The 20,047-nt window shown below is 35.4% G+C and carries 20 protein-coding genes, 1 pseudogene and 1 riboswitch; of the genes and pseudogenes, 13 read left to right on the top strand and 8 right to left on the bottom strand.

Annotation, left to right across the window (positions count from 1 at the left end):
* Positions 1-3: 3 nt before the first annotated feature.
* The gene (gene ahpF / locus FOT98_RS18150) at positions 4-1,530 is read right to left on the bottom strand and encodes an alkyl hydroperoxide reductase subunit F (protein ID WP_000599491.1); all 1,527 of its coding nucleotides are present in this window, start codon (positions 1,528-1,530) and stop codon (positions 4-6) included.
* A gap of 14 nt (positions 1,531-1,544) precedes the next feature.
* Positions 1,545-2,108, bottom strand: coding sequence for an alkyl hydroperoxide reductase subunit C (ahpC, locus tag FOT98_RS18145; RefSeq protein WP_000924417.1), 564 nt, complete (start codon positions 2,106-2,108; stop codon positions 1,545-1,547).
* Positions 2,109-2,696: 588 nt separating this feature from the next.
* Between ahpC and mtnK the strand changes: the two genes are divergently transcribed.
* The 3 genes from mtnK to FOT98_RS18130 are packed head-to-tail and all read left to right on the top strand — an operon-like array spanning position 2,697 to position 5,678.
* Positions 2,697-3,926, top strand: coding sequence for an S-methyl-5-thioribose kinase (gene mtnK / locus FOT98_RS18140; protein WP_063262210.1), 1,230 nt, complete (start codon positions 2,697-2,699; stop codon positions 3,924-3,926).
* Between the two features lie 12 nt (positions 3,927-3,938).
* Positions 3,939-4,982: an S-methyl-5-thioribose-1-phosphate isomerase gene (mtnA, locus tag FOT98_RS18135; protein ID WP_063262209.1), complete on the top strand. Its 1,044-nt coding sequence runs from the start codon at positions 3,939-3,941 to the stop codon at positions 4,980-4,982.
* A 54-nt stretch (positions 4,983-5,036) separates the two neighbouring features.
* Complete coding sequence (locus tag FOT98_RS18130; RefSeq protein WP_000926556.1) at positions 5,037-5,678, top strand: L-fuculose-phosphate aldolase; 642 nt, start codon at positions 5,037-5,039, stop codon at positions 5,676-5,678.
* Positions 5,679-5,722: 44 nt separating this feature from the next.
* Here the strand turns inward: FOT98_RS18130 and FOT98_RS18125 are convergent, their stop codons facing one another.
* From FOT98_RS18125 to FOT98_RS18115, 3 genes are read right to left on the bottom strand one after another with little or no spacing between them, the layout of a single operon-like run.
* Positions 5,723-6,730, bottom strand: a complete 1,008-nt coding sequence (locus tag FOT98_RS18125) for a FecCD family ABC transporter permease (RefSeq protein ID WP_000983744.1) — start codon at positions 6,728-6,730, stop codon at positions 5,723-5,725.
* A complete protein-coding gene (locus tag FOT98_RS18120) occupies positions 6,727-7,767 on the bottom strand; it encodes a FecCD family ABC transporter permease (protein WP_061678061.1) in 1,041 nt (346 codons plus the stop codon). The genes FOT98_RS18125 and FOT98_RS18120 overlap by 4 nt, the downstream gene beginning before the upstream one ends.
* A 48-nt stretch (positions 7,768-7,815) precedes the next feature.
* Positions 7,816-8,733 (bottom strand): iron-hydroxamate ABC transporter substrate-binding protein, encoded by a 918-nt coding sequence (locus FOT98_RS18115; RefSeq protein ID WP_000732577.1) that lies wholly within the window; start codon positions 8,731-8,733, stop codon positions 7,816-7,818.
* A gap of 331 nt (positions 8,734-9,064) precedes the next feature.
* Here FOT98_RS18115 and FOT98_RS18105 point away from each other — a divergent pair, with 331 nt between their 5' ends.
* Positions 9,065-10,114 carry an NAD(P)/FAD-dependent oxidoreductase gene (locus FOT98_RS18105; RefSeq protein WP_063262208.1) on the top strand — a complete coding sequence of 350 codons (1,050 nt, stop codon included), beginning with the start codon at positions 9,065-9,067 and terminating at the stop codon, positions 10,112-10,114.
* A 189-nt stretch (positions 10,115-10,303) separates the two neighbouring features.
* Here the strand turns inward: FOT98_RS18105 and FOT98_RS18100 are convergent, their stop codons facing one another.
* The gene (locus tag FOT98_RS18100) at positions 10,304-10,672 is read right to left on the bottom strand and encodes a hypothetical protein (RefSeq protein ID WP_063262207.1); all 369 of its coding nucleotides are present in this window, start codon (positions 10,670-10,672) and stop codon (positions 10,304-10,306) included.
* A gap of 179 nt (positions 10,673-10,851) precedes the next feature.
* On the opposite strand from FOT98_RS18100, the gene FOT98_RS18095 reads away from it, so the two are divergent.
* The 7 genes and pseudogenes from FOT98_RS18095 (at position 10,852) to FOT98_RS18065 (ending at position 15,619) form a co-directional block, all read left to right on the top strand.
* On the top strand, positions 10,852-11,091 hold the full coding sequence (locus tag FOT98_RS18095) for a helix-turn-helix domain-containing protein (RefSeq protein ID WP_080467727.1): 240 nt from the start codon (positions 10,852-10,854) through the stop codon (positions 11,089-11,091).
* Between the two features lie 237 nt (positions 11,092-11,328).
* Positions 11,329-11,844: a hypothetical protein gene (locus FOT98_RS18090; RefSeq protein WP_063262206.1), complete on the top strand. Its 516-nt coding sequence runs from the start codon at positions 11,329-11,331 to the stop codon at positions 11,842-11,844.
* A 20-nt stretch (positions 11,845-11,864) separates the two neighbouring features.
* On the top strand, positions 11,865-12,314 hold the full coding sequence (locus FOT98_RS18085) for a PI-PLC domain-containing protein (RefSeq protein WP_063262205.1): 450 nt from the start codon (positions 11,865-11,867) through the stop codon (positions 12,312-12,314).
* Positions 12,315-12,477: 163 nt separating this feature from the next.
* Complete coding sequence (locus FOT98_RS18080; protein ID WP_063262204.1) at positions 12,478-13,146, top strand: LSm family protein; 669 nt, start codon at positions 12,478-12,480, stop codon at positions 13,144-13,146.
* A 236-nt stretch (positions 13,147-13,382) separates the two neighbouring features.
* The gene (locus FOT98_RS18075; protein ID WP_063262203.1) at positions 13,383-14,648 is read left to right on the top strand and encodes an S-adenosylmethionine decarboxylase related protein; all 1,266 of its coding nucleotides are present in this window, start codon (positions 13,383-13,385) and stop codon (positions 14,646-14,648) included.
* Between the two features lie 200 nt (positions 14,649-14,848).
* A pseudogene (locus tag FOT98_RS32425) lies at positions 14,849-14,977 on the top strand (ATP-binding protein); the annotation flags it as partial.
* 261 nt (positions 14,978-15,238) lie between these two features.
* Positions 15,239-15,619 (top strand): hypothetical protein, encoded by a 381-nt coding sequence (locus FOT98_RS18065; RefSeq protein ID WP_061678053.1) that lies wholly within the window; start codon positions 15,239-15,241, stop codon positions 15,617-15,619.
* A 28-nt stretch (positions 15,620-15,647) separates the two neighbouring features.
* Here the strand turns inward: FOT98_RS18065 and FOT98_RS18060 are convergent, their stop codons facing one another.
* Positions 15,648-16,280, bottom strand: a complete 633-nt coding sequence (locus FOT98_RS18060) for a cyclase family protein (protein WP_061678052.1) — start codon at positions 16,278-16,280, stop codon at positions 15,648-15,650.
* Between the two features lie 84 nt (positions 16,281-16,364).
* A riboswitch (SAM riboswitch) is annotated at positions 16,365-16,477 on the bottom strand.
* A gap of 148 nt (positions 16,478-16,625) precedes the next feature.
* Here FOT98_RS18060 and FOT98_RS18055 point away from each other — a divergent pair.
* Positions 16,626-17,735, top strand: coding sequence for a PRK06851 family protein (locus FOT98_RS18055; protein ID WP_063262201.1), 1,110 nt, complete (start codon positions 16,626-16,628; stop codon positions 17,733-17,735).
* Positions 17,736-17,856: 121 nt separating this feature from the next.
* Complete coding sequence (locus FOT98_RS18050) at positions 17,857-18,639, top strand: nucleotidyltransferase domain-containing protein (RefSeq protein WP_063262200.1); 783 nt, start codon at positions 17,857-17,859, stop codon at positions 18,637-18,639.
* A gap of 14 nt (positions 18,640-18,653) precedes the next feature.
* On the opposite strand, the gene FOT98_RS18045 is transcribed toward FOT98_RS18050, so the two are convergent.
* Positions 18,654-19,955, bottom strand: a complete 1,302-nt coding sequence (locus tag FOT98_RS18045) for an MFS transporter (protein ID WP_063262199.1) — start codon at positions 19,953-19,955, stop codon at positions 18,654-18,656.
* Positions 19,956-20,047 lie beyond the last annotated feature (92 nt).

Below are 20,047 nucleotides of genomic sequence, written 5' to 3'. Positions count from 1 at the left end.
TAATTAGTTACGGATTAAGTAATCAAATGCACCTAAAGCTGCGTTTGCACCTGAACCCATAGAGATGATGATTTGTTTGTACGGATTATTTGTACAGTCACCTGCAGCAAACACTCCTGGTACGTTTGTAGCGCCGTGCTTGTCTGTTACGATTTCACCGCGAGCGCGTTCAACTGTTTCGCCTAACCAGTCTGTGTTTGGCACAAGACCGATTTGTACGAATACACCTTGTAATTCAACGTGATGAACTTCTTCAGTTTCACGATCGATGTAAGAAATACCGTTTACTTTATCAGTACCAGTGATTTCTTTCGTTTGAACGTTTTTCAGAACAGTTACGTTTGGTAAGCTGTTAAGACGCTCTTGTAATACAGCATCAGCTTTTAATTCTGGCATGAATTCAAGAACAGTTACGTGCTTAACAATACCTGCTAAGTCGATAGCTGCTTCAATACCAGAGTTACCTCCGCCGATAACTGCTACGTCTTTTCCAATGAATAATGGACCGTCACAGTGTGGGCAGTATGCTACACCTTTATTTTTGAACTCAGCTTCACCTGGTACGCCAACGTTACGCCAGCGAGCACCTGTTGAAACGATTACGCTCTTACTTTTCAGAATAGCGCCGTTTTCAAGTTCCACTTCAATAAGTTCTTTTTTCTCTAAACGTTTTGCACGTTGTAGATTCATTACATCGATGTCGTATTCTTTTACGTGCTCTTCAAGGCTTGCTACTAGCTTAGGACCTTCAGTGCGTTTTACGCTGATGAAGTTCTCAATACCCATAGTATCCATTACTTGACCACCGAAGCGCTCAGCAACGATACCAGTACGGATGCCTTTACGTGCTGCATAAATTGCCGCACTTGCACCAGCAGGGCCGCCACCAACAACAAGAACATCGTATGGATCTTTATCAGAAAGCTCTGATGCATCTGGACCGTTACCCATTTTAGCTAAAATTTCTTCAAGTGTCATACGACCGCTTCCGAAAGATTCGCCGTTTAGGAAAACTGTTGGTACTGCCATGATGTCTTTGCTTTCTACTTCCTCTTTGAATGCAGCGCCATCAATCATAGTATGTGTAATACCAGAGTTTAGAACGCTCATTACGTTAAGAGCTTGTACAACATCAGGACAGTTATGACAACTTAGGCTGATATAAGATTCAAAATGATATTCGCCTTGAATGTTTTTAATTTGATCGATTAATTTTTGTTCAACTTTTGGAGCGCGTCCACTTACTTGTAGTAAAGCTAACACTAATGAAGTAAATTCGTGTCCTAATGGAATACCAGCGAATACGACACCAGTGTCTTCACCAGGGCGATTTACGCTAAAGCTTGGTGTTCTCTCTAATTCAACTTTTTCTACTGTAATCTTAGATGACATAGTAGCTAATTCGTCTACTAGAGCTAACATATCTTTAGATACGTCGTCGTCTCCAGCGCTTACTTTAAGTAAAATATCGTTCTCCATTAACTGAAGGTATTGGGATAGTTGTGTTTTTATATCTGCATCTAGTATCATTTTGATCGAACTCCTTAGATTTTGCCTACAAGGTCAAGGCTTGGTTTAAGTGTTGCAGAACCCTCTTGCCATTTAGCTGGGCAAACTTCACCTGGGTTGTTACGTACGTATTGAGCTGCTTTAATTTTGTTAACAAGAATGCTTGCGTCACGGCCGATACCGTCAGCATTTATTTCCATAGATTGGATAACGCCGTCTGGATCGATGATGAATGTACCACGAGCAGCAAGACCTTCTTCTTCCATTAAAACGTTGAAGTTTGTAGTGATTGTGCGAGTTGGGTCACCAATCATAATGTATTCGATTTTGCCGATAGTTTCTGAGCTATCATGCCATGCTTTGTGAGTGAAGTGAGTGTCTGTAGATACAGAGTATACTTCAACGCCTAAGTCTTTAAGAGCTGCGTATTGGTTTTGTAAGTCTTCAAGTTCAGTTGGGCAAACGAATGTGAAGTCAGCTGGGTAGAAGCAAACTACACTCCATTTTCCTTTTAAACTTTCGTCAGTAACTTGGATAAATTCTCCATTATGGTAAGCATTAGCTTTAAACGGTTTTACTTCTGTGCCGATTAATAACATATTAAAATTCCTCCTAAATGTTGGTTTTGAGCATCAAAAAATAGTGTGCTCATAAAATATATTTTTTAATTAACTATAATAATTCTAATTCGATATTAATTATCATATAGAAGTGGTTATTTTGTCAAGAGAATAAACTAACTTTATATCAATTTAATTAATATTTATTCTCAATTAAGGTTGTTAGAGAATGAAAAGGTAGTTTTCATGTAATCGATTTTCAACGAGTATGTAAAAGAGTAGTGCGTATGTTAGAGACATGGTGTAAGTATAAATTGTTAGGAAGGGAATATTTCTTAGAAGTTGTGGATTTGAAAAGGGATTGCTTATTTCTATTTTACAAAGAATTGTGTGATAAATAAAATAAAATGAATTAGAATCTTTTTGAACAATTTATGTCATCTCAAACATATAATTAGGAAGCATATTGCAATGATATAGAAACATTGACTCAAAATGTTAACAAGATATAATAAAACCTAGATATACCTTTCAAAAAGAAGAAGATATAATATAGGATGAAAAAATTTTACCCTATTATTTTTATAGCTTTTAGAAAACGCTTACAATTAGTGTGGAGGGGAAACCATGTCTAAGTTCACGAAGTATTTTTTAATGGAAGCTAGCGATGTGATTGTGTATGTGAAAGAGAAATTATCTAGGTTTGAGGATGCAAAGGGGTTGCAGTGTAAAGAAATAGGCGATGGTAATTTAAATTATGTATTCCGCGTTTGGGATGAACAAAAGAATATTTCTGTCATTGTAAAGCAAGCTGGGCATACAGCACGCATTTCAGATGAGTTTAAGTTGTCGACGAATCGTATTCGTATAGAATCAGATGTTTTGCAGTTAGAGGAAGAGTTAGCACCTGGGCTTGTCCCAGAGGTGTATTTGTTTGATAGTGTGATGAATTGTTGCGTAATGGAAGATTTATCCGATCACACTATATTGCGTACAGCACTTATAAATCATCAAATGTTTCCAAATCTTGCGGATGATTTAACTACTTTTATGGTAAATACTCTTCTATTAACATCAGATGTTGTAATGAATCATAAAGAGAAGAAGGAACTTGTGAAAAATTATATAAATCCTGAGTTATGTGAAATTACAGAAGACCTCGTCTACGCTGAGCCATTTACAAATCATAATAAGCGTAATGAGTTATTTCCGTTAAATGAAGGATGGATTAGAGAGCATATTTATAGTGATAAAGAGCTTCGTATGGAAGTAGCAAAACTTAAGTTTTCTTTTATGACGAATGCACAGGCACTTATTCACGGTGATTTACATACTGGTTCTGTTTTTGTAAGAGATGATTCTACAAAGGTTATTGATCCTGAGTTTGCTTTTTATGGACCGATGGGATATGACGTTGGGAATGTAATGGCGAACTTAATGTTTGCTTGGGTAAATGTAGATGCGTCCATGCCGCCCGGGGCTGAGAAAGATACGTATATAGATTGGCTACAATCAACAATGGTAGAGGTAATTGATTTATTTAAGAAGAAGTTTTTAGACGCTTGGAATATGCATGTGACAGAGATTATGGCGAAGGAAGAAGGCTTTAACGAAGTATATTTACAATCTGTATTAGAGGATACGGCTGCAGTGACGGGCCTTGAGTTAATTCGTCGTATTGTTGGGCTAGCGAAAGTAAAGGATATTACTTGTATCAAGAACGAAGAAGCACGTGCTAGAGCAGAACGCATTTGTCTTCAAGTAGCGAAGAAGTTTATTTTACAGGCGAATCAATATAAAACAGGTACAAGCTTTGTAGAAACGTTAAAAGAACAGTCCATGCACTATGCGAAGTAAGGGGAGAAGATGATGGAAGAACAATTAATACCAATTCAGTGGAAAGATGATGCTTTAGTTTTATTGGATCAAACATTACTACCGAATGAGATTGTCTATGAATCTTTCAAGACAGCTGAAAGTGTGTGGGATGCCATCCAAGTAATGAAAGTAAGAGGAGCGCCAGCGATTGGTGTTTCAGCAGCTTATGGTGTGTATTTAGGAGCTAAGGAAGTTACTCAAAGTACGGTGGAAGAATTGATAGAGGAAGTAAAAAAGGTATGTGCATACTTAGCAACATCAAGACCGACAGCAGTAAATTTATTCTGGGCACTTGAAAGAATGGAGGCAGTCGCGACAGAGAACGCACACTTATCAATCGCCCAGTTGAAAGATAGATTACTAGAAGAGGCAAAAGAGATTCATAGAGAAGATGAAGAAATTAACCGTCAAATTGGAGAACATGCACTAACATTATTCCATGATGGAATGGGAGTATTAACACATTGTAATGCAGGTGCATTAGCGACGACTAAGTATGGTACTGCGACAGCTCCAATGTACTTAGCGAAAGAAAAAGGATGGGACTTAAAAATCTATTCAGATGAAACACGTCCTAGATTACAAGGTTCAACGTTAACAGCATTAGAACTACAGCGAGCGGGGATTGATGTTACTGTTATTACGGATAATATGGCAGCTATGGTCATGTCACAAGGAAAGATTGATGCGGTGATTGTTGGATGCGACCGTGTGGCAGCTAATGGTGATGTAGCAAATAAAATTGGGACATTAGGCGTATCTATTTTAGCGAAATACTACAACATTCCGTTTTATGTAGCGGCACCAACACCGACAATCGACTTAAAAACACCGACAGGAAAAGAGATTCCGATCGAGGAAAGAGATGCTTCTGAAGTGATTAATCGCTTCGGACAATATTCTGCTCCGAAAGAAAGTAAAGTATATAATCCGGCATTTGATGTCACGCCACATGAAAATGTAACAGCGATTATTACGGAAAAAGGGATTGTAAAAGCACCGTTTACGGAGAACTTAAAAAAGCTATTTCAATAAGTAGATAGATTTAAAAGGTCAGTCATCATAAGCTTCATACTTAGGGGGATGTATATGTTATTACAAAAAGAAAGAGAAGAAATTGTAGCGTATGGAAAGAAAATGATTTCTAGCGGTTTAACAAAGGGGACAGGCGGAAATATTAGTATTTTCAATCGCGAGCAAGGTCTTGTTGCCATTAGCCCAAGTGGTTTAGAGTACTATGAAACAAAACCTGAGGATGTAGTTATATTAAACTTAGATGGTGAAGTAGTAGAGGGAGAGAGAAAACCATCAAGTGAGCTCGATATGCACCTTATTTATTATAGAAAGCGTGAAGATATAAATGCGCTTGTGCATACACATTCTCCTTACGCAAAGACGATTGCATCATTAGGATGGGAACTTCCTGCAGTATCGTATTTAATTGCTTTCGCAGGCCCGAATGTACGCTGTGCACCGTATGAAACATTCGGTACGAAGCAATTAGCAGATGCTGCTTTTGAGGGCATGATTGATCGTCGTGCCGTTTTACTTGAGAACCACGGTTTAATTGCAGGTGCAAATAACATAAAAATGGCGTTTACTGTTGCAGAAGAAATTGAGTTTTGTGCGCAAATTTATTATCAAACGAAAAGCGTCGGAGAGCCGAAGCTATTGCCAGAAGATGAGATGGCGAATTTGGCGAAGAAGTTTGAAGGGTATGGGCAGCAATAGAATGAAATAAAAACACCCTCAAGAAAAAATCTTGAGGGTGTTTCTTACGCCTTTTTAAGCAACAAATACATAAAGTAAGGAGCACCAATTAAAGCAACGACAATACCAGCTGGAATACCGTTAGGATCGACGATATTACGTCCGATTGTGTCTGCTAATAACAATAGCCATCCGCCGATTAAAAGAGCGATAGGCATGAAAATTTGATGTCTTGGACCTACTAAAGATTTTGCAATATGAGGAGCCATTAGTCCAACAAAACTAATTCCTCCTGTTACGGAAACAGCTGCAGCTGCAAGCGCAACGGCTGCGACTAATAAGTATCTGCGTTCTTTTTCAATTTCAATTCCAACACCGATTGCGACTGGTTCGTTTAATGCTAGAATGTTTAATCGATTTGCTTTATAGAAAACGAACGGAATTAATACGATTAACCATGGGAGCATTGCTAAAACGAAGACCCAGTCATCTCCCCAAATATTTCCGGCAATCCATTTGGCGATAAAGTCCACTTTCATACGATCAGCGGATGAAATAAGGACAATCATCATTCCAGATAGTGCAAATGAAAAACCAATACCAGTTAATGTGAGTCGGATTGGCTGAAGTCCAGTTGATTTACTATAAGAAAATACGTAAATTAGAACAGCTGTAAGAAAAGCCCCGATAAATCCAACGACTGGTAGTAAGTAAAGAAATGAACCTACATCTATTGGAAAGTATAAAAAGAAAATAGCAACAGCAACACCGGCTCCAGAGTTGATACCGAGAATACCAGGTTCCGCTAAATCATTTCGGGTAATTCCTTGTAGGATAGCACCTGATAAAGCGAGGGCCATACCAGCTAATAATGTAATAACAATTCTAGGTAGTCGTAAAGAGTATAAAACAAACTCCTCTTTAAAAGTCCCTTGTCCCATTAATGTTGGGAGTAGTCGATCATAAGATAAAGATGCTGAACCGAGTCCCATTCCAACTACAATGGTTGTGATGGTTAGTATAAGTAAAGCGAGTATAATAAGACGTTGTTTTCTTAGAATAGATTGCATCATGAGAATGTTTTTCCTCCTTTACGTACAACGAATAGGAAGAATGGCAGCCCTACAATTGCGACAATAGCGGCAACTGGTGTTTCGTACGGAGCGTTAATAGTACGTCCGACTGTATCTGCAAGTAGCATAAAGGAAGCTCCAGCAATTGCTGACATCGGTATAACAAAACGGTAGTCCGGCCCAACAATTGGACGTACCATATGAGGTACCATTAAGCCGATAAATGCCATATTTCCGACAAGAGCTACAGACGCACCAGCAAGTAATATAATAATGATAAATAGAATGGTTTTAATAACAATAATTTTTTGGCCTAGTCCAATAGCCACTTCTTCACTGAAACTAAGAACTGTCAATTTTTTTGCTAGTAAGATAGCGATGAAGATACTAATTGAAATGACTGGAATAATAATTTTCAATTGGCCCCAAGTTGTTCCAATTACGCCCCCAGCAGTCCAAAGTGATACCTCTTGTGAAATTTTGAAGTAAATGCCGACTCCTTCTGAAATTGCGAGTAGAAATGCTGAAACGGCAGCACCAGCTAATACAATTCGAAGAGGGGACAGCCCGCCTTTTTTCACCATACCAATTCCAAATACCATAATTGCGCCAATTGCAGCACCGATAAAGCAAGCAAATGTTAAGTAAAGATAGCTGATGGAAGGATTGAAAGCAAGTGTCAGTGCAAGCGCAGCATTTGCTCCACCAGATAATCCTAATAGTCCAGGATCTGCAAGTGGATTTCGTGTTAACCCTTGCATAATTGCTCCAGAAACAGCAAGTCCAGCTCCTACAAAAATTGCAGCTACTTCACGTGGTAAACGGATTTCTCGAATAATAGATATTTTGTCCCCTTTAGCAGAAGAAGTGAGCGCTAACCATACATCTTTTATTGAAGTATCGGCAGCCCCTAATACCATTGCCACCATAAAAATAAGAAAGAATGCAATTATGCTCAAAATGAGTTTGTATGTAAAAGCTATAGAACGTGGATTGTCGTGATCTTTTGTCATTCGTTTCACATCTTTTCTGTTCATAGAATAAAGGAAGAGGAATTCTTAATTTAAGAATTCCTCATGTTTGTATTATTTACCAAGAAAGCTCTTCTTGAAGAAGTCTAGTTGGAAGTCTAATGTAAGTGGATCATTGAAATAGAATTCCATCATGTTTGCTTCGTATACGCGATTATTTTTTACTGCTGGGATGTTTTTATATGATTCTGTCTCTTGGAATGAGTTATCAGTATCTTTGTTTTTACTTACGATTAAGTAATCACCAGCAAACTCAGGTAATACCTCAGTAGATAATGCGTAGTAACCTTCTTTTAATGCTTTTTCTTTTACTTTTTCAGGCATTTTTAATTTCATTTCTTGGTACAGAATTTCTGTTCCACGGCCCCAGTTTTCGCCGTATACATAAAGCTGTTTGTTGAAGTTTTCTACAACAGAAACTGTTGCATCTTCACCGATTTTTGCTTTAATTTCTTTACCAGCGTCTTGTGCACGTTTCTTGAAGTCATCAACCCAAGTTTTTGCTTCTTTTTCTTTGTTTAATAACTTACCGATTTCTAAATGCTGTGTTAAGTAATCAACTTTTCCGTAAGTGTATGTTACAGTAGGAGCGATTTTCTTTAACTTATCAACATTTTTAATATTTGATAAACCAATGATTAAATCTGGATTTAGTTCAGCGATTTTTTCAACGTTTTCATCTGATACTTCAGCAACATCTTTCAGTTTGCTATCAAAACGTGGGTTTTGTTTAGACCATGAATCTACCCCAACAAGATTTACTCCTAATGACATTACGTTACCAGCGAATGATGATAAAACAACAACGCGTTTTGGATTTGCAGGAACTTCTACTTTACCATTTTCAGATTGGTATGTAATTGTTTCTGATTTACTACCTTTTGCATCGTTCTTTTTGTCTGTAGAGCCATTGCTACAAGCGCTCATAACAAGAACGAAAAGAACTGTTAGTGAAATAAATAACTTTTTCATCGTCTTTCTCCTTTAACATAGATGATATGTGTATACAATAATTTGTTTAACTGTAATCTTTTGAAAGAGTAGTGGTAATACAAAATATGCATTAATAATCTTGAATACGAGATTTTACAATATAGTATTAACCATATTAATGAAAGAAGATGTAATCTCAAATTTGCTAATTATTAACAAAATGATAATGATTATCACTATTGATTCTTTAAATAATATAATTTTATATAGGTGTATTGTCAATAGTAATTTTGATTGTAAAATTTGCGGAAACAGGTTATATTTTATTGAGAATGATAATCAATGATTAGTAGCTGAGGAGTGAAGGTGAATGGATAGAGAAGAATTGTTTGATGTAACCGTGATAGGCGGGGGACCTGCAGGGCTTTATTCAGCTTTTTATAGTGGACTCAGAGAGATGAAAACGAAAATAATAGAATTTCAACCACAGTTAGGTGGAAAAATACATGTTTATCCGGAGAAAATGATTTGGGATATTGGCGGGTTATTACCGGTTACTGGTGAAAAATTAATTGAGCAACTGGTACAACAAGGGTTAACATTTCAGCCAGAAGTGGTATTGAATACAAAAATAGAATCCATTATTCGTAATAAAGATGGGATTTTTACGTTAAAAACAAGCAATGGAGAAGAACACTTTTCAAAAACAGTGATCGTTGCAACTGGAAGTGGTATATTAAATCCACAAAAGTTATCAATTGAAGGTGCGGAGCGATTTGAAGTATCAAACTTAAATTATACAGTTAAATCGTTAAAACGTTTCAAAGATAAAACGGTCATTATTTCAGGCGGAGGTAACTCGGCAATTGATTGGGCAAATGAGTTAGAACCAATTGCGAAAAAAGTTTATTTAACATATAGAAAAGAAGAATTATCTGGTCATGAAGCACAAGTGAAGCAACTTATGAACAGCTCAGCGGAGTGTTTCTTTAATACCTCTATTACAAAATTAATTGCTGGTGATAATCATGAAGCAATTGAATATGTAGAATTAACAAATCACGAGACAGGTGAAGTTGCCCATTTGCCTATTGAAGAAGTGATTATTAACCATGGATATGAGCGTGACATTACATTATTAGAAAATAGTGAGTTAGACGTTGCAATTATAGATAATTATTATATTGCAGGGAATGCAAATAGCGAGTCTTCAGTAGATGGATTATATGCTGCGGGAGATATTTTAAAACATGAAGGGAAATTACACTTAATTGCGGGAGCGTTCCAAGATGCTGGAAATGCTGTAAATAAAGCGAAACAATTTATTCAACCAGATGCAAGCGAGTATGGAATGGTTTCTTCGCATAATGAAGTATTTAAGAAGAGAAATCGTGAATTGATTAAGCAGATGATGAAATAATAAAAAACAAGTATACCCCCATTTACTTCTCTATTCGAGTGATAAGTAAATGGGGGTTTTCCTGTTTACTATATTTTCAATCATTATAATGACACCGGTTTCATCAGTCCATATGATATGAACGTTTTATTTGTAAATCTTCCTAGAAAACAATGAATCTATGTTTTGCTGAAGCAGAACAGTATTATATTATGCTGTCCCTTTAGCTCGTTCGTTAGGAAATGGCATATTTAATATAGAAGTAATGTACTGTTTTCCATGCATTCGAGCTAATGATTCTAATATTTGACGGACGCGTTTTGTAAGATGTCCTTCTGCCTTTATAGCTTCACAATATGCGTCATAGAAAGCGTATTTAGCCCAAAGGAAATCATCTTGTTGGAATAAAAAATGATTTTTGTACCATTCCCCAATTGTATGGTAACAATTGTTTTCATGTATTACTGAGCTTTGAGAAAGAATACGATCAGATAAAGATGTAGCTAAATGAGAAATTGTGTTTTCTGTTTCAACCTGTAATGTTTTTTCTAACATTGTAATGATGTGACGAGTAGCCATATGTTAACTCTCCTTTGTGTAAATGGGTAATACCATTCTATATTTAAAAAATCCTTACTATATTATTATACAATATATGGAATGCATCCACCTTCTTTTTAAATTGCATTTACAAAATCTTTTTTATTTGTTTACAAAAATAAAGTAAGATACAGTATATAGGAAAAAACAATAAAGGAATGAACGCGTTGTATATAACAGTAGAAGAAGCTGCGGAGTATTTGAATTTACCAAAGTCGTATATTGAAGAGCTAATTCAACAAAAGAAAATTCGTGCACTGTTTGATGGAGAGCAATATTTATTAAATAAAGAACAATTCAATACACATTTAGAACAAATGGAGAAATATAAGCATTTAGTGGAAGAAATATTGAACGAACCAATTCCAGAAGATATGGATGTTAAAGACGAAGATTAAACGATGGGAAATCCCGTATGAAGATATGCAGAAATGTATATCCATACGGGATTTTTTTTGTTTAAAGATATCAAAAGCCTAAGGAGCTTTTAGCATTTCTTCGAATATTGATAGGTAGTAGTCTACCATGTTAAAAGCATATTTTTTTCTAGCTAGGACAAACATAGAGAACGTAACCTGTACAGATACATATACTATCAGTGCAAAAGCTTATAAATTAATGGAAGGGGTTTTCTCGTGAGTTTATTTCATTGGGATTTTTTGAAAGACTTAATTGGATCTTTTGTGAGAGTAAACAGGGGTGGTCCAGAATCTCAAAAAGGAACAATAATATCAGTATGTTCGGACTACTTCGTATTGCAGAATGAAAAAGGTGAACTGTATTACTATCAACTTAATCATCTAAAAAGTATTACAAAAAATGCGAAAGACTGTGGATCAAGTGATTGCGATTGGGAAGATTGCGCATGTGCAGAAGACTTTGAAGCACTACTTCAAAGCTTCAAATATTGCTGGGTGAAAATTAATCGCGGTGGTCCAGAGAAAGTAGAAGGCATCTTACAAGATGTTTCTTGTGATTTCGTGACATTGATCGTAAAAGAAGAAATTATATTAGTTGCAATAAAGCATATTAAAAGCGTTAACTATAATGCATTAGCATGCGGAGAGAGCGATGAGAGCGACGATAGTAAGGAAAGTAGCAATAATTCAGGTCGCGCTCGTGCACAAAGACAATCAAGTAGAGGAAGATAATAAGAAAGGGGGATACAAAATTGGAGAACGTATTATGCTGTGACCAAATTAAATGTTTAGTTGGTGAGACTGTAAAGGTAAACCTTCGTGGACCAGAAAGTCGAGTGGGTGAGCTCGTATCGTTAGGAAAAGATTATCTAACGTTACAATTACCTCATGGTGAATTAGTGTATTATCAGTTGAAACATGTGAAGAGTCTAGTTAAGAAAGTGAAAGAAAGTAAATGTGGCGATTGCTATAGTTCATGTTTCTGCTCTGATGAGGATACTTTTTTAGATATATTAAAAGACTTGAAGTATAAGTGGGTAAAAATTAATCGTGGCGGTCCAGAATGTGTGGAAGGTTTATTAAGCGAAGTACATGCTAAATGTATTACACTAGTAAACTGTGATGAAGTTATTTATGTAATTAAGTCTCATATTAAGAGTGTGAGCCAAATAGTTAAATGTAAAAAGAATGAAGAAGAATAATGTTTGATAAATAAGAGGGGCATTATGGTTGAAGGTGAAGAACGATTTCTTATTTCGGATAGTACGAAAAGGAAGTCCTTACTATTCAGACGGAACATTGCCCCTGATTATTTTTTGAAATGAAAAATAGGAAAGCAAAAAATTTATAGGAAGGAGGATATAGATGAATGAGTTAAACAAAAGTATTGGAGAAAATATATATGTTAAATTAATCGGTGAAAAAAGATTTAAAGGTGTATTAATAGATGTGGGAAATGATATTGTTGTTCTTTACAATGGACAAGACTACGTATATATATCTTTATATCATGTACAATATTATAAATTTTTAAGACCACATGATGAAGAAATAATAAAACCAGATGTTGATTCTGTAATTAAGAGGGAGTCGCCTACCATTTCTTTAAGAAAAGTATTAAGTACTTCTAAAGGAATTTTTACAGAAGTTTATGTAGCAGGAAATGCTCCAATACATGGTTATGTTACAAGTATAATGAACGATTATATTGTTTTTTATAGTCCAGTTTATAAAACAGTATATATATCTTTAAAGCATTTGAAATGGTTAATTCCGTATAAAGAAAATCAAGTCCCTTATGCCCTCAATAAAAATGAACTCCCCGTGAATCCGTTAAATATTACGTTAGCTAGAACATTTGAAGAGCAGCTTATTAAAATGGCTGGCAAAATCATGGTGTTTGATTTAGGTGAGGAATCTAATAAAATCGGAAAAATGGCGAAGATTGATGAGGGGCATATTGAAATATTAAAAGCACGTGATGCAAAAATGTATGTGAATATTCAACATGTGAAATCTGTCCATTGTCCGTAGACTCGTTGAAAGGGCTGGCTTTTTCTTTTATATGTAGAAGAAAAGGTCGAGCCTATTTGTTTAGCTCGATTTGAATATGAGGGGAAAAATGAATTGAATAGAAATATGTTAGCTTTATCTATGAAGAGCTAATCTTGTGCGAAATTATAAAAAATATGTACGAGCCATTTTTTCATATATTCAATTTGTTTTTTGAGGGAGAACTGCTTAACTACTATATTAAAGGGGTTTTGTTGGTGGAGCAGTTTCCGAATTCGTTATCGATTACATTACTTGGTAGTGCTGGTGGAGCAGCAAAAGCAGTTTTAGCAATTTTAAATCAAGCGATAGTAAATGAAAAAGATCCGATTTATGAAGCGATAAGGAATGTTACATTTCATTTGGTTGATATAAAACAAAAAAATAGGACTTATTATGATGAGTTGTTTCCAAATTTGAAAGATCAATTGTTTTTATATGAAATTGACCTTCAGGATGTAGTGAAATTTAAACAACATTTGAAAGAAAAAAGTACTGGTGTTGTTATTGATGTTTCGGGGGCAGATACGATCAGAGTATTAAGCTGTTGTAATGAACTTGGAATTTGTTATATTAATTCAGCTTTGGAAAATGAAGCAGTAGATCAGGACGACAGTTTAATCGGTTTTCAGCTTACGGAAAGATATACGAGGTTTGAGAAGGAGAAAGAGAAATTTACAAATACAAAAGCAATTATAGGTTCAGGTATGAATCCAGGTGTTGTGCAATGGATGGTTGTTGAACTTATGAAGGAACGTCCAAATGAAAAACCAAAAGCATGCTATATAGTAGAACATGATACTTCATTTTTGAATGATGAAGCACTGATAAAGCCTCATACACTTTATGCTTCATGGGCAGTAGAGCGATTTCTAGATGAAGCGATATGGAGTTATCCGATGTATATGAGTCATCATCGTCCCCTTTACTTTTATGAAGATGTATATGCTTCAGAGTATAAAGTAAAGTTAGGAGAGAAAGAGTTTCATGGTTGTTTAATGCCACATGAGGAAGTTTTAATTTTAGGGAAAAACTTCAATATGGAAGTAGGCTTTCTGTACCGAATTAATGAGTATACGACCAATGTAATTAGACAGAACTTAGACCAAGTAGAAGATTTATGGAAATGGAATCGTAAAGTATTTAATCCAGCGGAAGAAGAGATTGCAGGGGAGGACCTGGTTGGTGTGCTACTCGTTTATGAAAATAGCGAGACGTATATGTACAATGTAATGAATAGTAGCCAAGTTTTTCATAAATATAAAACGAATGCAACTTACTTTCAAGTAGGGTGCGGGATTTATGCAGGCTTGTGCAGTTTATTATTAGATCACTTTGGACAAGGTGCTTACTATGTCGAGGAATTATTATTAAATACAGAAAGTAAGTACGGCGAATATTTAAATTTATATATGAATAATTTTGTAATAGGACATAATAATTTTACAGATGGTCTGCTGCATGAGCGGGTAAGATGGATATAAGTTATAGCGAAAAGGAAGGAGAGATCTCCTTCCTTTTCGTATGATAAGGTTGTATATTGCCCTGAGAGCAATTTCATACTTATAATTTAGAAAGATAACATGTGTATGGATCATGAGGAGTATTTATATGAACAAATTTAAAAGCTTGATTTATGAGGAAAGAGAAGCTTTAAAAGTATTTAAAAAAATTAACGGATTTTTTAGGGAAACCAAAGCCAACAAATTACGAATGATGTAATATACGAGCAATCCTTTTATATGTTGTACAACTAATGGAAAGTTATGCAGTGCAATATAGAGTGAGATTTCATTTGCAAGTAGATGGGAATAGGAACGAAAGTGAAAATTTCTTTACCGACGGTATAATGTACTAGAAGAAAATATTTTTCAGAAAAGTGTTCTTGTTGTGTAAATATAAACATTTTATAAAATGTTTAAAGAAGGGTTTTTTTTATAAAATACTTCGTTTATAATGGAGGAAAATATCGACATGAGATTTGTTATTCATGTAACGGTTCGGTAGTGTTAGGAAAAGAAGGGGTGCACGCGCATCCTTTTTTCTATGCAGATATTATGAAAGAGGTGGTATGATGGAATTAACATTAAATTCGACTGTATGTTTACACACGATTCAATTTAGAAAAGAGCAAAAGAATTATATTGTAAAAGATACAATTACAGGAGAAAAATATGAAATGCCGCCACTTTGGATTGATGCATTGGCAATGATGCGTGACGGTTTTTTATTGGGAGAAATTGAGGAGAAATTAAAAGAAGAGTATCCAGACGAAGAAATAAATATGTTAGCATTTACGAGGCAACTGTTAGAGCTAGAACTTGTCGGAATGGTAGATGGAGAAGAAATAGCTTGTACAAAGAAAAGAGAGAAAGATTATTTAGCTTGGTTACGTCCTCGTGTTGAGCAATTCTTTCTTAGTTTAAATAAAAAAAATAGAAGCAAAGGTCAATGATGATCTTTGCTTTTTTTGTATAGTTTGTTTAAAAAATTACAGCGAACGCCCTGGCAAAAGCACCATCGCTATCTTTAATTTTTAAAGGTGCCGCTGAGAAAAAGAAACGTTTCGTGTGAATGGCATCTAAGTTTGTTAAGTTTTCAATTAAATAAATATTATTCCCAAGTAGTATGTGATGAATTGGTGATGTTTCTGTCGTTACCTCATCAGGAGAAATGAAATCTAGGCCGACCGATTTTATTTTTAATTGAACTAATTCCTCGGCTAATTCTTCAGAAAGATAAAAAGCTTCTTGCTCATATGCCTCTGTATTCCACTTAGTAGATAGATTGGAATGGAAAATAACAATATCCCCTTCTTTTATGTCAGCATTGTGCAATACTTCTTTAGGTATTTTTCGTTCTTGTACATGAGTTACATCAATAAGAACCGCCTCGCCTACAAATTGATCTAGGGGTAATTGATCAATAGTCGTTGCGCCTGAGATGAAATGAGCAGGAGCATCACAATGCGTGCCAACATGAACGACAGAATGAAAATCTGTAACTTGATAGCCTGTCTCTTCAACGCTTGTAATGGCCCCTAAATTGATTTTTGGTGTTCCAGGGAATTGGGACATATTGTTTTCAAATGTTTGTGATAGGTCAATTACTTTCACTTTACATACCTCCAGTATATGTTTTGAAATAAAAAAACTCACCTTTCGTAATCAAGAAAGATGAGTTTTGCACACAATAGTTACGTTTTATCTTTCAAAATGCAATGCATTTTGCAGGAATTAGCACCTATTCAGTTTGTATAAACTGAGGTTGCTGGGCTTCAAAGGGCCGGTCCCTCTGCCTCTCTTGATAAAGACATATTTAATTTCAGTTCTGAATATTCATTGTATTTAAATTGTAATTCATTTCCTTTTTTCGTGCAATACAAAATAGGTATTCACCCAAATAAAGATGCTCGCATATTGTAGCTTATGTAAATAGAATGCTGCGAAGGAGTGAGTGCAGTGACAGGGACTGTATTGAATTATTATGCTGGTGGAAATACAGCTAGAGGATTTCATAATTTATATGATGAGAATTTAAAAGGGTTAGACAGATTATTTATTTTAAAGGGTGGCCCTGGAACGGGGAAATCTTCTTTAATTAAGGCAATAGGTCGTGAATGGGTTGAAAAAGGATATGATATTGAATTTTTACATTGTTCTTCCGATAATAAATCGGTTGATGGTGTAATTATCCCGAAGTTAAAAGTAGGAATTGTTGATGGAACATCTCCGCATGTTATCGAGCCGAAAATGCCAGGAGTTGTTGAGGAGTATATCAATTTAGGGGTTGCTTGGGACTCAGATAAATTAAGAAAGCAGAAGGTGGAAATTGAACGATTTGTTTCAGAGGCAAGCAAAGCTTTTCAAACTGCTTACGCTTGCTTTCACGAGGCGCTAATTATACATGATGAGTGGGAGAAAATATATATTAATAACATTGATTTTAATAAAGCAAATGAACTAACTGATCAGCTGATTCAGAAGCTCTTTACGGATAAAGGAGGGAAACAATCGCTTGTGAAACATCGTTTTTTAGGAGCAGCTACACCAAAAGGAGCAGTTGATTTTGTTCCTAATTTAACAGAAGGATTATCACATCGTTATTTTATAAAAGGACGCCCAGGCTCTGGGAAATCAACAATGCTCAAAAAATTAGCTAAGGCAGCAGAAGAAAAAGGCTTTGCGGTTGAAGTATATCATTGTGGGTTTGATCCAAATAGTCTTGATATGGTTATCGTAAGAGAGTTAGGGTTTGCAATTTTTGATAGTACCGCACCACATGAATATTTTCCAAGCCGTGAAGGTGATGAAGTTATAGATATGTATGCCCTAATCGTGACACCAGGGACAGATGAGAAGTATGCGACAGAAATTCGCGACGTGTCGATTCAATATAAAGCAAAAATGAATGAGGCGATGTCTTTCTTAGCGAAAGCGAAATCAGTTCGTGATAAATTAGAACGAATTTATATTGCGGCTATGGATTTTTCAAAAGTAGATGTATATAAAGAGGAGATTCAAAAAGAGTTTGAACGAATTGCGGTTAGTGTAACAGAAAAGAACAAGTAAAAAATAAGGGATTTTGGCAGGCTGTCGGGAATTTTCTGACAGCTATTTTAGTATGTAGTAAACTTAGTAATATATTTGTCGAATTTCCAAGGAAATAATCAGAAGATGGAGAGGGTATGAAATGAGAGAGAAAATTAAAGCGGAGTTAGCAAGAATTGAAAAAGAGAATGATGTGAAAATCTTATTTGCAGTGGAATCAGGAAGTCGCGCTTGGGGATTTCCATCGAAAGATAGCGATTATGATGTTAGATTTGTTTATATGCATCCGGTAGAGTGGTATTTATCAATTCATGATAAACGAGATGTAATTGAGTATCCAATTAGTGATGATTTAGATATAAGTGGATGGGATATTAAAAAGGCGTTACAACTATTCGCAAAATCAAACCCAGCTTTACTTGAATGGATTCGATCACCAATTTTTTATTCGAAAAACACTCATTTTCCAGAACAGCTTCAGCAAATGAGTGATAAGCAATTTGATCCAAAAGCAACGATATATCATTACTTACATATGGCTTCAAAAAATTATCGTGAATTTTTGCAAGGTGAGAATGTAAAATTGAAAAAGTACTTTTATGTATTACGTCCTATTTTAGCTTGTAAGTGGTTAGAGGAGAAAACAACTTTGCCTCCTGTAGAATTCGATCGATTGATTACAGAATTATCATTAGAGCGTAGCGTATTAGATGAAATTGAACAGTTGTTAATAAAGAAAAAGGCAGGTACTGAATTAGATGTTGGATTAAAAATTGAGGTTTTGAATCAATTTTTAGAAGAACAAATTCATTACTATCAGCAATATGTAAAAGGAATTGAAAAGGGATCAGGGATTGATATTGAGAGTTTGAATACATTGTTTCGAGATATGTTGTTTGCAGTATATGAAAAAGAGCACAAGTGAGTTTGTGCCCTTTTTTATTTTGTAGGAATAAAGAAAACAGATATAGCTGCGATGAGACCTGCGAATGAGAATAAGTAAAAATTCCATGCTAATTCGTATTGCATTGTCATAATAATGCCGACAAGAATAGGACCAGCAATTGCACCAACTCGGCCAAGTCCAAGTCCCCAGCCTAAGGAGGTAGCTCGAATATGGGATGGGAAGTATTGTGTTACATATGCATTTAATATTTGAGTAATGCCGACTGATCCAATTCCAGCAAGACCAATTAAAAGATAGATGATTGTCACAGAAGGTTTAATTGTTAATAATCCAATACATATAGCTGCCATAAGATAGGAGATGCTAATAACAATTTTAGCTCCTATACGATCCGCGATTGCTCCAGCAAATAATGCACCGATAGCGGCAGTAATATTTAGCATAAGTAGAAATGATAAACTAGATCCAAGAGGGTATCCAGCTTGGCGCATCATCTGTGGTAACCAAGTATTTAAACCATATATTAAAAACATTCCCATTATATAAGTAATCCAAAAAAGCAGCGTCGCTTTTCTGTATTCTTTTGAAAATAAAGTAAGGAATCCATTTTTCTTTCGTATATTAGATGAGTTTTGATGAATTTCATCTTTTTCATGGAATGCAATTTGAAAACGATGAAGGATTTTGTCTACTTCTTCTTGACGATTACGTGATAATAAAAATTGAATGGATTCAGGTAAATAACGGATAATGAAAGGAATGAGGAGCAGTGGAATCATTCCGATGCCAAACATAGTTCTCCATCCGAAATCTTCTAACATAAACATAGACAAAATAGCGCCTAATACGATTCCTAAAGGATAGCCAGTAAACATAAGAGCATAAATAAAAGATTGTCGTTTTTTTGGTGAATATTCAACGGTAAGTGCTGAAGCTGTTGGAATAACACCGCCTAACCCAATTCCTCCGATAAACCGAGATAAACCAAATAATTCGGGAGAAGGAGCAAGTGCAGCTAGACCCATTGTGATAGAAAAAAGTGCTAAACAGCATATAAGCGTCCATTTTCGCCCAATTAGATCTGTAATGGTTCCAACTAGAATAGCGCCAATAAACATACCAAATAAAGCATAGCTAGCAATTGTCCCAGCGTGTGCCGGTGAAAGTGCCCAGCTTTTGTCTTCTAGGAGCTTTGGCAGAACGGCACCGTAAATACCTAAATCATATCCATCAGCTAGAATGGCTAGCCAACAAATAAAAACAACAAGTTTTGTAATAGAGCTCGAAAAGATAGTTTCTGTAGATTCTAGATGAGGTGGAGCTGAAGGTTGCATAATATTCACCCCTTTTAATTTGTAGATGAATATATTATTTTATTTGGTGTTAATATTTTCCTTCTCGTATCGAAATTTATCTGAAAATGTTT

Source organism: Bacillus sp. HY001, from assembly GCF_007558965.1.
Lineage (GTDB): Bacteria > Bacillota > Bacilli > Bacillales > Bacillaceae_G > Bacillus_A > Bacillus_A mobilis.
The sequence above is the reverse complement of the archived record's forward strand: the minus strand, read 5'-3'. Positions and strand labels throughout refer to the sequence as shown.